This window comes from Promicromonospora sp. NPDC090134, from assembly GCF_044746965.1.
In the GTDB taxonomy this organism is placed as follows: Bacteria; Actinomycetota; Actinomycetes; order Actinomycetales; family Cellulomonadaceae; genus Promicromonospora.
In genome coordinates, this window is sequence record NZ_JBIVCZ010000002.1 from 77,060 (window position 1) to 89,702 (window position 12,643).

The 12,643-nt window shown below is 74.5% G+C and carries 8 protein-coding genes; 3 read left to right on the forward strand and 5 right to left on the reverse strand.

Annotation, left to right across the window (positions count from 1 at the left end):
* The first annotated feature begins 4 nt into the window (after positions 1-4).
* Complete coding sequence (locus tag ACIPN7_RS06810) at positions 5-5,095, forward strand: DEAD/DEAH box helicase (RefSeq protein ID WP_400539303.1); 5,091 nt, start codon at positions 5-7, stop codon at positions 5,093-5,095.
* On the opposite strand, the gene ACIPN7_RS06815 is transcribed toward ACIPN7_RS06810, so the two are convergent.
* Positions 5,061-5,837, reverse strand: a complete 777-nt coding sequence (locus ACIPN7_RS06815) for a DUF998 domain-containing protein (protein WP_400539305.1) — start codon at positions 5,835-5,837, stop codon at positions 5,061-5,063. The two genes, ACIPN7_RS06810 and ACIPN7_RS06815, sit on opposite strands and share 35 nt — an antisense overlap.
* A 212-nt stretch (positions 5,838-6,049) precedes the next feature.
* Here ACIPN7_RS06815 and ACIPN7_RS06820 point away from each other — a divergent pair, with 212 nt between their 5' ends.
* Positions 6,050-6,847, forward strand: coding sequence for a DNA-formamidopyrimidine glycosylase family protein (locus ACIPN7_RS06820; protein WP_400539307.1), 798 nt, complete (start codon positions 6,050-6,052; stop codon positions 6,845-6,847).
* Positions 6,848-6,935: 88 nt separating this feature from the next.
* Here ACIPN7_RS06820 and ACIPN7_RS06825 read toward each other — a convergent pair whose 3' ends face one another.
* The 3 genes from ACIPN7_RS06825 to pgsA all read right to left on the reverse strand — a co-directional run bounded on the left by ACIPN7_RS06825 (position 6,936) and on the right by pgsA (position 8,645).
* Positions 6,936-7,289, reverse strand: a complete 354-nt coding sequence (locus tag ACIPN7_RS06825; protein WP_400539309.1) for a helix-turn-helix domain-containing protein — start codon at positions 7,287-7,289, stop codon at positions 6,936-6,938.
* A 247-nt stretch (positions 7,290-7,536) separates the two neighbouring features.
* Positions 7,537-8,058 (reverse strand): CinA family protein, encoded by a 522-nt coding sequence (locus ACIPN7_RS06830; RefSeq protein WP_400539311.1) that lies wholly within the window; start codon positions 8,056-8,058, stop codon positions 7,537-7,539.
* Positions 8,055-8,645 (reverse strand): CDP-diacylglycerol--glycerol-3-phosphate 3-phosphatidyltransferase, encoded by a 591-nt coding sequence (gene pgsA, locus ACIPN7_RS06835; protein ID WP_400539313.1) that lies wholly within the window; start codon positions 8,643-8,645, stop codon positions 8,055-8,057. Before pgsA ends, ACIPN7_RS06830 begins: the two co-directional genes overlap by 4 nt.
* 92 nt (positions 8,646-8,737) lie before the next feature.
* Here pgsA and ACIPN7_RS06840 point away from each other — a divergent pair, with 92 nt between their 5' ends.
* Positions 8,738-10,021 carry a CapA family protein gene (locus ACIPN7_RS06840; protein WP_400539315.1) on the forward strand — a complete coding sequence of 428 codons (1,284 nt, stop codon included), beginning with the start codon at positions 8,738-8,740 and terminating at the stop codon, positions 10,019-10,021.
* A gap of 4 nt (positions 10,022-10,025) precedes the next feature.
* On the opposite strand, the gene ACIPN7_RS06845 is transcribed toward ACIPN7_RS06840, so the two are convergent.
* Positions 10,026-12,638, reverse strand: a complete 2,613-nt coding sequence (locus tag ACIPN7_RS06845; RefSeq protein WP_400539317.1) for a DNA translocase FtsK — start codon at positions 12,636-12,638, stop codon at positions 10,026-10,028.
* Positions 12,639-12,643: the final 5 nt, after the last annotated feature.

The following is a 12,643-nucleotide window of genomic DNA, read 5'->3' on the forward strand; positions in this document are numbered from 1 at the left end:
CAGAATGGGGACCATGCCCACGCCCGACGACCCGCTCTCCCGGTTCGGACCGGCCACCCGCACGTGGTTCACGGGTGCCTTCGCCCAGCCCACCGCCGCCCAGGCCGGCGCGTGGGACGCCGTGGCGCGCGACCAGCACGCGCTCGTGGTGGCACCGACCGGGTCGGGCAAGACCCTCGCTGCGTTCCTCTGGTCGATCGACCGGATCATGTCCGAGCCCCTGCCCCAGGAGCGGGCACGCCGCTGCCGCGTGCTGTACGTGTCGCCCCTGAAGGCCCTGGCCGCGGACGTGCAGCGCAACCTGCGCTCCCCGCTGACAGGCATCCGGCAGGCCGCGGCGCGCGACGGCATCGAGGTACCGGACGTCACCGTCGGTATGCGCACGGGTGACACGCCCACGAGCGAGCGGCGCGCGTTCGCCACGCGTCCGCCGGACATCCTGGTCACCACGCCGGAGTCCCTCTTCCTCATCCTCACCTCGTCGGCCCGCGCCGGGCTCGCGGGCGTCGAGACCGTGGTGCTCGACGAGATCCACGCCGTCGCGGGCACCAAGCGCGGCGCCCACCTCGCCCTGAGCCTGGAGCGCCTCGACGCCCTGCTCGACCGGCCCACGCAGCGGATCGGCCTGTCCGCCACGGTGCGCCCGGTCGAGGCCGTCTCCCGGTTCCTCGGCGGCGGCCGCTCCGACGAGTCGGCGCGCGAGATCGTCGTCGTGCAGCCGCCGTCGCACAAGGAGTGGGCCATCGATGTCGTCGTACCGGTCCCGGACCTCGCGGACCTGGGCAGCGCGCCCAGCCTCGGCGTGCCGGACCCGGGCCGCCCCGACGGGACCGGGCCGGGCACGGGCGACGACGAGATCGACCTCTCGGGCGAGGCGACCCAGCCCCTGCGCAAGGCCTCGGTCTGGCCGCACGTGGAGGAGCGCGTGGTCGACCTCGTCGCCGACCACACCTCCACCATCGTCTTCACCAACAACCGGCGGGGCGCCGAGCGGCTGACCGCGCGCATGAACGAGGTCTGGGCCCAGCGCCAGGGGCTCGACGTCGCCGACCCGGCCAGCACCTGGGCCGCACTCGTTCCCGGGCAGTCCGGCACGGCCGCCGGGATCCCCCGGCCCGTGCCCGGGGAACGCGGCATGCCCGAGGCCGTCCCCGGGCGGCCGCCGGGCCCGGACGGGGCCGCCCGGGCCGAGACCGTGCTCGCGCGCGCCCACCACGGGTCGATGAGCCGCGCGGAGCGCACCCGCACCGAGACGGAGCTCAAGGAGGGCCGGCTGCCCGCGGTGGTCGCGACGTCGTCCCTGGAGCTCGGCATCGACATGGGCGCGGTGGACCTCGTGGTGCAGGTGGGAGCGCCGCCGTCGGTCGCGAGCGGGCTGCAGCGCATCGGCCGCGCGGGCCACCAGGTGGGCGCGGTCTCCAAGGGCGTGGTGTTCCCGATGTTCCGGGGCGACCTCGTGCCGGCGACCGTCATCGCGCAGCGCATGCGCACGGGTGCCATCGAGCACATGCACGTGCCGGCCAACCCGCTCGACGTCCTGGCGCAGCAGGTGGTCGCGGCGCTGGCCGTGGACGACTGGGACGAGGCCGAGCTGCTCGCCCTCGTCCGCCGGGCCGCGCCGTTCGCGCACCTCGGCGACGCCACCTGGCGCGCCGTGCTCGACATGCTCGCCGGGCGCTACCCCAGCGAGGACTTCGCCGAGCTGCGGGCACGCATCACCTGGGACCGCGCCACGGGTCTGCTGCGCGGCCGCCCCGGCGCGCTGCGCCTGGCCGCCACGAGCGGCGGCACCATCCCCGACAAGGGCGCGTACGGCGTCTTCCTCGCCACCGACGCGGCGGACGGCGGCGTGCTCGCCGACGGCGCCTCGGGCGGTACGAGCGGCACCAGATCCCGCGGGGGCCGGCGCGTGGGCGAGCTCGACGAGGAGATGGTCTACGAGTCCCGGGTGGGCGACACGTTCACGCTGGGGTCGAGCACCTGGCGCATCGAGGAGATCACCACCGACCGGGTGCTGGTCACCCCGGCGCCCGGCCTGCCCGGCCGCCTCCCCTTCTGGAAGGGCGACGCCCCTGGCCGCCCGGCCGAGCTCGGGCGCGCGGTCGGCGCGTTCGTCCGCGAGGCCGACACCGCCCTCGCCGCCGACGTCGACGCCGGGCGCAAGCACCTGCGCGAGGCCGGGCTCGACGACTGGGCCGCGGACAACCTCGCCGCCTACCTCACCGAGCAGCGGCTGGGCACGGGCCGCGTGCCGGACGACCGGACGGTCGTGGTCGAGCGGTTCCGCGACGAGCTGGGCGACTGGCGCGTGGTGATCCACTCGCCGCTCGGGGCGCGCGTGCACGCGCCGTGGGCCCTCGTGATCAGCGCCCGGCTGCGGGCCCGGTTCGGCCTGGACGTGGCCGCCATGCACTCGGACGACGGGATCGTGCTGCGGCTGCCCGACTCGGGCGGCGGCTGGGACGGCGACCCGTGGGGCGCGGACGGGGCCGGCACAGAGATCGACGGGGCCGGCGACGGGACGACGGCCGCCGAGACCGGTTACGGGGCCCTCGACGGCGAGGCGCACCCGCAGCACGTCCCGGGCCGGGTCGCCCTCGAGGACCTGCTGCTGGACCCGGACGAGGTGCTGGGCGCCGTGCGCGACGAGCTCGGTTCCTCGGTCATGTTCGCCGCGCGGTTCCGCGAGGCGGCCGCACGCGCCCTCCTGCTGCCCCGGCGCCGACCGGACAAGCGGCAGCCCCTGTGGCAGCAGCGCCAGCGGTCGGCCCAGCTCCTGGAGGTGGCCAGCCAGTTCCCGGACTTCCCGATCGTGCTGGAGGCCGCCCGCGAGTGCCTCCAGGACGACTTCGACGTGGCGGCCCTCGCCGACCTCATGCGCGAGATCGGTTCGGGCGAGGTCCGGGTCGTCGAGGTGACCACCCCGACGCCGTCGCCGTTCGCCCAGTCGCTCCTGTTCGGCTACACCGCGCAGTTCCTGTACGACGGCGACGCGCCGCTGGCCGAGCGCCGCGCGGCGGCCCTGTCGCTGGACCCGGAGCTGCTCGCCGAGCTGCTCGGGGAGCAGGGCTCGGCCGACCTGGCCGACCTGCTCGACCCGGGGGCCGTGGAACGCACCGAGGCCGAGCTCGCCGGGCTCGCCCCGGACCGGCAGGCCCGCGACGCCGAGGGCCTGTGGGACCTGCTGCGGCGCACGGGGCCGCACCCGCTGGAAGCTCTGGAGGCACGCACCCGCGAGGAGGCCCGCCACGCCGTCGGCCACTGGCTCGAGGAGCTGGAGGCCACACGCCGGGTGATCCGGGTCCGGTTCGCCGGCCTGGAGCAGTGGGCGGTCGCGGAGGACGCGGGCCGGCTCCGCGACGCGCTCGGCGTGGCGCTCCCGGTGGGCATCCCCGAGACGTTCACCGAGCTGGTCCCCGACCCGCTCGGCGACCTGCTGCGCCGGCACGCCCGCACGCACGGGCCGTTCGGCGCACAGGCCCCGGCCCAGCGGTTCGGGCTGGGCGTCGCGGTGGTCGCCCAGGGCCTGGCCCGGCTAGAGGCGGACGGCGCGCTCGCCCGTGGCCGGCTGCGGCCCGGCGCGCTCGGCGGCACGGGCGACGAGTGGTGCGATCCCGGCGTGCTGCGCCTGCTGCGGCGACGCTCCCTGGCGGTGCTGCGCGCCGAGGTGGAGCCCGTGGAGCAGGAGGCCCTCGGCGCCTTCCTGCCGCGCTGGCAGAACGTCTCCACAGGCCTGCTGCGCGGTGCGGACGGGCTGGTGCAGGCGATCGAGCAGCTCGCGGGGGCGGCGGTCCCGGCGTCGGCCCTGGAGACCCTGGTGCTGCCCGCCCGCGTGACCGACTACTCCCCCGCCCTGCTCGACGAGCTGACGGTGGCGGGCGAGGTGCTGTGGGCCGGGCACTCCCGCCTGCCCGGGTCGGGCGGCGGGGACGGGCTGGTCTCGCTCCACCTGGCGGACGGCGCCCCGCTCACCCTGCCCCCGCTCGAACCGGTCGAGGAGGAGAGCCCGCTCGACTCCGACCTGCACCGCGCGGTGCTGGACCTGCTGACAGGGTCGGGCGGGTTCTTCCTGCCCCGGGTCGCCGAGCTCACGTCCGCAGAGCCGGACGCCGTGCTCGAGGTGCTCTGGGACCTCGTCTGGGCCGGCCAGGTCACCAACGACGGGCTGGGCGCACTGCGCGAGCGCGTCAGCGGCGGCGGCGCCCACCGCGCGCCCCGCACGGCCGCCCGGGCCCGTCCGGTGCGCCGGTCCCGGTTCGCCGTGTCCCCCGGACGTCCCGCCTCGGCCCTCCGGTCCGGCGCCTCGACCGTGGGTGGCGGCGGCCGCTGGGCCGCCCTGCCGATGCGCGAGGCCGACCCCACGCTGCACGCCCACGCCCTGACCCAGGTGCTGCTCGAACGCCACGGGGTGCTGACCCGGTCCGCCGCGGCAGCGGAGGGTGTCGGGGCGGGCTACCGCGACGTGTACCGCGTGCTGTCCGGCCTGGAGGAGCGCGGCGCGGTGCGCCGCGGGTACTTCGTGGAGCACCTCGGCGGGTCGCAGTTCGCCCTGCCCGGCGCCGTCGACCGGCTGCGGGTGGACGCGGCCGACCGCGCGCGGACCGTCGAGGCGGAGCTGGAGGTCGCGGAGCGGACGGCGGCCGTCGCGGCCCCCACCGGCGCCGCGAGCACGAGCGGCGTCGTCGTGCTGGCCGCGATGGACCCCGCCAACCCGTACGGCGCGGCGCTCGCCTGGCCCACGGGCCCGGCGGCGGACGCCGGGCCGGCGTCCGACGGCGCGCCCGGCAGCAGGCCCACCCACCGGCCCGGCCGCAAGGCCGGTGCCGTCGTGGTGCTCACCCACGGCGACCTGGCCCTGTTCGTGGAGCGCGGCGGGCGCACGGTGCTGTCGTTCACCGACAACCCCGCCCGGCTCGCGACGGCGGCCGCCGCACTGGCCAGGACGGTCCGGGAGGGCCGGCTCGGACGGTTGGTGGTCCAGCGTGTCGACGGGGTGCCCGCGCTGGAGGCCGCCCGGCACCACCCGACGGCGCGGGCGCTCGTCGAGGCGGGCTTCGCCGTCACTCCACGCGGTCTACGGATCTCGGTCCGCTGAACGCCAGGGCGGGGCTCGCGCCGTCGAGCGGTCCGATGGCGTCGAGCGGACCGGTCTCGTCCGGTGCCGTGTGCGGGCCCTCGCGGTCGATGGTCGCGCCGAGCAGGAACAGGTAGCCGATCATGATCACGAACCCCACCCGCTCGATGAGGCCGAAGGCGGCGATGCCCGAGTCGGCGAAGAAGACGAGCGACAGGTGGATCACCAGGAACAGCCCGACCATCACGCCGAGCGCGCCGGCCGCCGACCGCAGGGTCCGCGGGAAGGTCGAGCGCGGCCGCGTGATCGACCGCTGCAGGCTCAGCCCGACCACGGGGAGCACGCAGAAGGCCGTGGCGGCGCTGACCCGGTGGATCACGGCGGACAGCGACGCGTCCGTCCCGGGCGGGTCCGTGGGGAACGCTCCGACCAGGACCATCGCGATGGCGTAGACGATCATCGCGCCCGCGGGCACCAGGCCGACGGCGAGGCCGGTGCGGTACATCCGCGCGGTGAGGATGAGGCCGAGGACGGCCAGGATCACCCCGCCGGCGAGGATCATCTCGCCGCCGCCGGGCACGAAGGCGTACCAGCTGATCGGGTCGAGCACCGGGTCGACCACGGACGCGCCCAGCACGTGCGCGGCGATCATCGGCAGCAGAGCGGTCGCGCCGAACCAGCTCACGGTCCGGGTGTTGCGGGGGTCTGAGGAGGCCATCGACTGGTCCGGGCGTTCGCCCAGGTCAGCGGTTACAACGGTCATGGGACAAGAGTTGCCGAGCGGGCGCCGGAAAGCCATCGGGTTTACCCCCGGTCGCGCCCTGACCCGCACTGGGGGCCATCCCTGACCGGCCACCGGCGGCCCGGTGGTGCGGTTCCGGCCCCAACCCAGATCACATGGGTGATATGCCGGTTGTGCCGCCTTCCTCGGCCGACCGCGCACTACGCTGAAGCCCCACGACGAGGGGAGCGTCCGTGCCCGAGGGGGATGTCCTGCGCCTCACCGCCGAGCGCCTCACCGCGGCGCTGCGCGGCCTGCCGCTCGTCCGTGCGGAGCTGCGCTGGCCCAGCGCCGGCGCCGCCAACCTGACCGGGGTCACCGCCCTGGAGACCAGCGCGTACGGCAAGCACCTGCTCACCCGGCTCGACGACGGCCGCACCCTGCACACGCACCTGCGCATGGAGGGGCTGTGGAAGGTGCACCGGACCGGTTCCCGTGACGCCTCGGCCCGCAACCCCGCCATCCGCGCCGTGCTCGCCACGGACGCCTGGACCGCCACCGGGTGGCACCTCGGCATGCTCGACCTGCTGCGCACGCACGACGAGAGCCGCATCCTCAACGGCCTGGGCCCGGACGTGCTCGGCCCCGACTTCCCCAGCACCGGGCTGGCGGACGGCGTGGCGCGCCTCGTCCGCGAGCCCGAGCGGCCCCTGTGCGCCGCCCTGCTGGACCAGCGCACCGTCGCGGGCATCGGCACCATCTGGATGGCCGAGTCGCTCTTCGCGCGGCGGCTGTGGCCGTGGCAGCCGGCCGGCTCGCTGCCCGAGGGTGAACGCGCGGTGCTGCTGCGCACGGCGCGCCGGCTCATGGAGCGCAGCGTCACCGTCGGCCGGGCGCGCGGCCTGGGGGCCGTCGAGATGCATGCGCACGGGCGGGCGGGCCGGCCGTGCCACCGGTGCGGTACCCCGATCGCCGTCGGCACGGCGAACGAGAAGCCCTACGAGCGCCCGGTCTTCTGGTGCCCTACGTGCCAGGCGCAAGGCGCGAAGTAGAACAGCGAGACAGCAGGTGGGCAGGACCCATTTCTCAGGGTCCCGCCCACCTACTGTCTCGCTGCAGTTCTACCTCGCGCCTGCCGACTCAGCCGACCGGTGCCAGGTCGGACGGCTCGACCTCCCGCCGCGCTGCGGTCCGGTCGCCTCCCCTGGCCAGCAGCCCGGCGACGAAGTCCGCCGGGATCGTGTCGGGAATCTGGAATCCTTCGGCCACCGCGACGCGGTCGCTCACCTCACGCAGCACCAAGGACAGCGGCACGTCGAGTGCCTCGCAGATGGAACCGAGCAGCTCGGACGACGCCTCCTTCTGTCCCCGCTCCACCTCACTGAGGTAACCCAGCGACACCCGCGCCGCCGACGACACCTCACGGAGGGTGCGCCCCTGACGCTGCCGCGTGTCTCGCAGCACGTCTCCGATTTCTCGCCGTAGTACGACCATCTCGCGCCCCCTTTCAGTGCCTGTCCCTGACCTCACGTCCTGTCCTGCCTGGACCGGACGCGCCTTGCGTGTGGTACGGCCTCCGTGCGCGGAGGTCGTTCTACCGTACCCCGCGCTCGAAGAGTTCTTCCGCCGGCCCCGAGTGGTCGGCCTGTTCGTGATCACACCGGGACCAACGCTGTTGGTATGAGCCTTGTTCCCGAAGTGTTCCCGCGTCAAGCCCTGTGCAAGATTAAGCCAAGAAGTTTCACTTGTCTGTAACTTCAGGGAACGGATCTGGGTACGAGTCGGTTTTTTCACCCGCCACCTCGCTGACGAGCAGCGACGCGAGCTCGATGACCCCCCGCGCCGCGTCGCCGATGATCTGCGGCCGGTCGCCCGCCAGGTCCAGCCGGTGCACCTCGGAGGCGACCGGGGTGCTCACTGCGACGAAGACCACACCCGGCGGCTGGCCGTCCTGGGGGTCCGGGCCCGCGACCCCGGTCGTGGCGAGGCCCACGTCGGCCCCCGTCGCCCGGCGCACGCCGTCCGCCATCTGGGCGGCCACGGCCTCGTCCACGGCCCCGCGCTCGGCCAGCAGGTCCGCGTCCACGCCGAGCAGCCCGGCCTTCAGGTCGGTGGCGTAGGCGACGACGCCGCCGCGCAGCACCTTGGACGCGCCCGGCACCGACACGAGCGTGGCCGTGACCAGCCCGCCCGTCAGCGACTCGGCCACGCCGATGGTCCAGCCGCGGGCGGCAGCCGCCTCCAGCAGGCGCGACGCCGTCATGCCTGTGGCGTCCGGGCCCGGGCGTCGCGCCGGATCTTCCAGCCCTGGTAGACGTACTCGACACCGGTCACGACCGTCACGACGAACGCCGCCAGGAGCACGACCCAGGCGATCACCGTCAGCCAGTCGAGACCCTCGCGCGGGAGCAGGAACAGCGAGATCGCCACGGTCTGCAGCACGGTCTTGAGCTTGCCGCCGCGCGACGCGGGCATGACCTCGTACTTGAGCATGCCCATCCGCATGAACGTGATGCCCAGCTCACGCACCAGGATCACCACCGGGATCCACCAGGGCAGCTCGCCGAGCGGGATCCAGAGCAGGATCAGGGCGGCGCCCACCAGCAGCTTGTCCGCGATCGGGTCGAGCAGCTTGCCCAGGTCGGTGATGAGGCCGCGCGACCGCGCGAGGTAGCCGTCGACCTTGTCCGACACCGCCGCGACCACGAAGATCGCCGTGGCCACGAGCCGCCACGTCGTGTCGTCCCCGCCTTCGACGAGAAGTGCCCAGGCGAAGAACGGGACCATGGCGATGCGAATCATCGTGACGATGTTCGCAATGTTCCAGGGCGACGGAGCGTCGTTGACCATTGCTCAAGCCTAGCCGCGGTTCACCCGCGCACCGGACCGACCGCCGGCGGCGCCCGGTCGCTCCCCTTGCCGACCTGCCATAACATCCGGGAGTGGTCAATGTCCGCCCGCTGCGGTTCCTCGCGTCCGCCGCGGTGACCTGCGCCCTCGCGGCCACGCCGGCGGGTTGCACGCCCGCCCCCGGCGCGCCGGTGCCCACCGGCTCCGGCGGCACCCCCGCGACGCCCTCCGTGACGTCCTCCCCGGAGGCACCCCCGACGTCCGCCACACCCTCCCCGTCGCCCACGCCGCAGGACGTCGAGCTCACGCTGCTCGCCGCGGGCGACGTCCTGACCCACGAACCGGTCAACGACTCGGCGACGGGTCCGGACGGGTTCGACTACACGCCGCTGCTGGCGGGCATCGACCCCTGGGTCGCCCGCGCGGACCTGGCCCTGTGCCATCTGGAGGTGCCCGTCGCGCCGCCGGGCACCCAGCCGTCGGGCTACCCCGTGTTCCGCGCGCCGAAGGAGATCGTCCGCGACCTGGGCGAGCAGGGCTGGGACGGCTGCTCGACGGCGTCCAACCACGCGGCCGACTCCGGCTACGACGGCATCGCCGCGACGCTCGGGGCGCTCGACCGGGCCGGGATGGGCCACGCCGGGACCGCGCGCAACAAGCGCGAGTCGAGCAGCCCCCAGCTCTACGAGCTGCGGCGGGAGGGCCGGACCGTCACGGTCGCCCACCTGTCGGCGGCCTACGGGCTGAACGGGCTGGAGCCGCCCCACGGCTCCTGGTCGGTGGATCTCATCGACGCCGGGCGGATCATCGAGCAGGCCAGGGCGGCGCGCGCCGCGGGCGCGGACCTGGTGGTGGTCAGCCTGCACGACGGCACCGAGTACGTCACCGAGCCCACCGACCACCAGAAGGAGACCGCCAAGGCCCTGGCCAGGTCGCGCCAGGTGGACCTCGTGATCGGGCACCACGCCCACGTGCCGCAGCCGCTGAAGCACCTGCGCGGCGGCCCGGGCGGCGACGGGATGTGGGTGGCCTACGGACTCGGCAACCTCCTGTCCAACCAGGGGACGCAGTGCTGCGTGGCGGCGTCCGCCGTCGGCCTGCTGCTCGTCGCGGACGTCGTGCAGCACCCCGGCGGGCCCGCCCGGGTCACGGACGCGCGCTGGGCGGCGACCACCGTGGACCGCGCCTCCGGGCACCGGCTGCACTGGACGCGCGACGCGCTGGCACACCCGGACCGCGGGCAGCTCGGCACAGGCGAGCTCACCGACCGCCTCCGGATCGCCCAGGACGCCGCCGGGGACGCGGCGGCCGAGCAGCGCCGCCCGCCCCGGGGACCCGCGGGCGAGCCGCCGCGGGTGGTCGAGCGCACCGGCTGAGAGGTCAGCGCACCGCTTCGGCGTCGTCGTCGTGGTAGTCCCGGGCGACCGGCGGCATGTGCCCGTCCGTGCCGTCGGCGTACTGGTCGGCCGAGCCGTAGGACCCGCCGTCGTCCGGCTCGGCGTCGGGCGAGGCCTGGTCGAAGACCTGGGCCGGCTGCTCGCCGCGGATCAGCGCGAGCGCCGAGGGCAGGTCGTCGGCCGCCACGAGCACGTCGCGCGCCTTGGAACCCTCCGAGGGCCCCACGATCTCCCGCGACTCCAGCAGGTCCATGAGGCGCCCCGCCTTGGCGAAGCCCACCCGGAGCTTGCGCTGCAACATGGACGTGGACCCGAACTGGGTGGTGACCACGAGCTCGGTGGCCTGCAGCAGCAGGTCGAGGTCGTCGCCGATGTCCTCGTCGACCTGCTTCTTGGCCGCGGCGGGCGCGGCGACGTCCTGACGGTAGATGGGCTTGAGCTGGCCCTTGACGTGCTCGACGACCTGGTGCACCTCGGACTCGGTGACCCAGGCGCCCTGGACGCGCATCGGCTTGGCCGCGCCCATCGGCAGGAACAGGGCGTCGCCCTGGCCGATGAGCTTCTCGGCGCCGGGCTGGTCCAGGACCACGCGCGAGTCGGCGAGCGACGACGTGGCGAAGGCGAGCCGCGAGGGCACGTTCGCCTTGATCAGGCCGGTCACGACGTCGACGGACGGGCGCTGCGTGGCCAGCACGAGGTGGATGCCCGCGGCGCGGGCGAGCTGCGTGATCCGCTGGATGGAGGCCTCGACGTCGCGCGGGGCGACCATCATGAGGTCCGCGAGCTCGTCGACCACCACGAGCAGGTACGGGTACGGGGCGATCTTGCGCTCCGAGCCCGGCAGCGGCTTGACCTTGCCGGCGCGCACGGCGACGTTGAAGTCGTCGACGTGCTTGTAGCCGAAGGTCGCCAGGTCGTCGTACCGGGCGTCCATCTCGCGCACCACCCAGTCGAGGGCCTCGGCGGCCTTCTTGGGGCTGGTGATGATCGGCGTGATCAGGTGCGGGATGCCCTCGTAGATCGTGAGCTCGACGCGCTTGGGGTCCACCAGGATGAGGCGTACCTGTTCGGGCGTGGAGCGCATCAGGATCGAGGTGATCATCGAGTTGATGAAGCTCGACTTGCCGGCGCCGGTGGCGCCCGCCACGAGGATGTGCGGCATCTTCGCGAGGTTCGCGACCACATAGCCGCCCTCGACGTCCTTGCCCACGCCCATGACCATCGGGTGCTCGGTGCGCCGCGCGGCGCCGGAGCGCAGCACGTCGCCCAGCACCACGGTCTCGCGGTCGGAGTTCGGGATCTCGATACCGATCGCGGACTTGCCCGGGATGGGCGACAGGATGCGCACGTCCGCGCTCGCCACCGCGTACGCGATGTTGTTGGACAGCGACGTGATGCGCTCGACCTTGGTCTTGGCGCCCACCTCGACCTCGTACCGCGTGACCGTCGGGCCGCGACTGAAGCCGGTGACCTTTGCGTCGACGCCGAACTGCTCGAACACACCGGTCAGCGACTCGACCACCCGGTCGTTCGCGGCCGACCGCGCCTTGTGCGGCGGCCCCTGGACCAGCACCTCCTCGTCGGGGAGCAGGTAGACGGTGTCGCCCTCCAGCATGGGCTGCACGCCCCGTGGCATGGGCTCGCCCGCCCGGGGCGGCTTGGGCCCGTCCTTCTTCGCCGGCACCGGCTCACCGTCCGGCCCGAGCACGCCGGGGCCGATGGCGGGGGCGCCGGTCACCTTGCCGGCGGACTGGCCGGTGGGGATGCGCTGGGTCGTGGCCTTCCCGGCCTTGCCGGCACGCTGCTCGACCTCGGCGGCCTTCTCGAAGGCCTCGTCGCCGGTGAACCCGGCCAGGCGCTCCTTCTCGGCGGCGATCTCCTGCTTGGTGCGGCGCTTGCGGCGCCTGGGCTCCGGCGTGCCGTCGTGGGCGGAGACGCCGTCGGCCAGGGCCAGCCCGTCCTCGCCGACCTCAGCCCCCTCGCGATGGTTTCCCGTGAGCCGGTCGTAGAGGCCACGCAGGCGGGCGGGGATCCGGTGCACCGGTGTGGCGGTGACGATGAGGATGCCGAAGAACCCGGCCAGCACGTAGAGCGGGATGGCGAACCACTGCGTGAGCCCCGTGACCACCGGGGTGGCGAAGAGGAAACCGATCACGCCGCCGGCGTCCTGCACCGGGGTGAAGCCGTCCGCGGGCGAGGGCAGGCCGGCGCTGATGTGCACCAGCGAGCACGTGGCGACGACCAGGAAGCTGAGCCCGATCGCCACCCGGCCGTTCTGCTGGGTGCGCTCCGGGTGGCGCATCACGCGGAAGGCGAGCCACATGAGCAGCACGGGGAGGGCCACGCCCGCGACGCCGAGCGTGCCCGCGACCACCGCGTGCACGCCGTCGCCGAAGGGGCCGTCGATCCCCCACCACTCACGGGCCGCGACGATGACCGCCACGGCGAGAAGTGCGAAGCCGACGCCGTCGCGCCGGTGGTCCGGTTCCAGTTCCTGCCCTCCCTGCCCTTCCGCGTTCTGCGCGCCCGCGCCGGAGCCGTCGGGCGCGGTCCGCGGTCCGGCGGCGCGGGTTGCGCCACCGACCGCGTGCGCCATGCCCA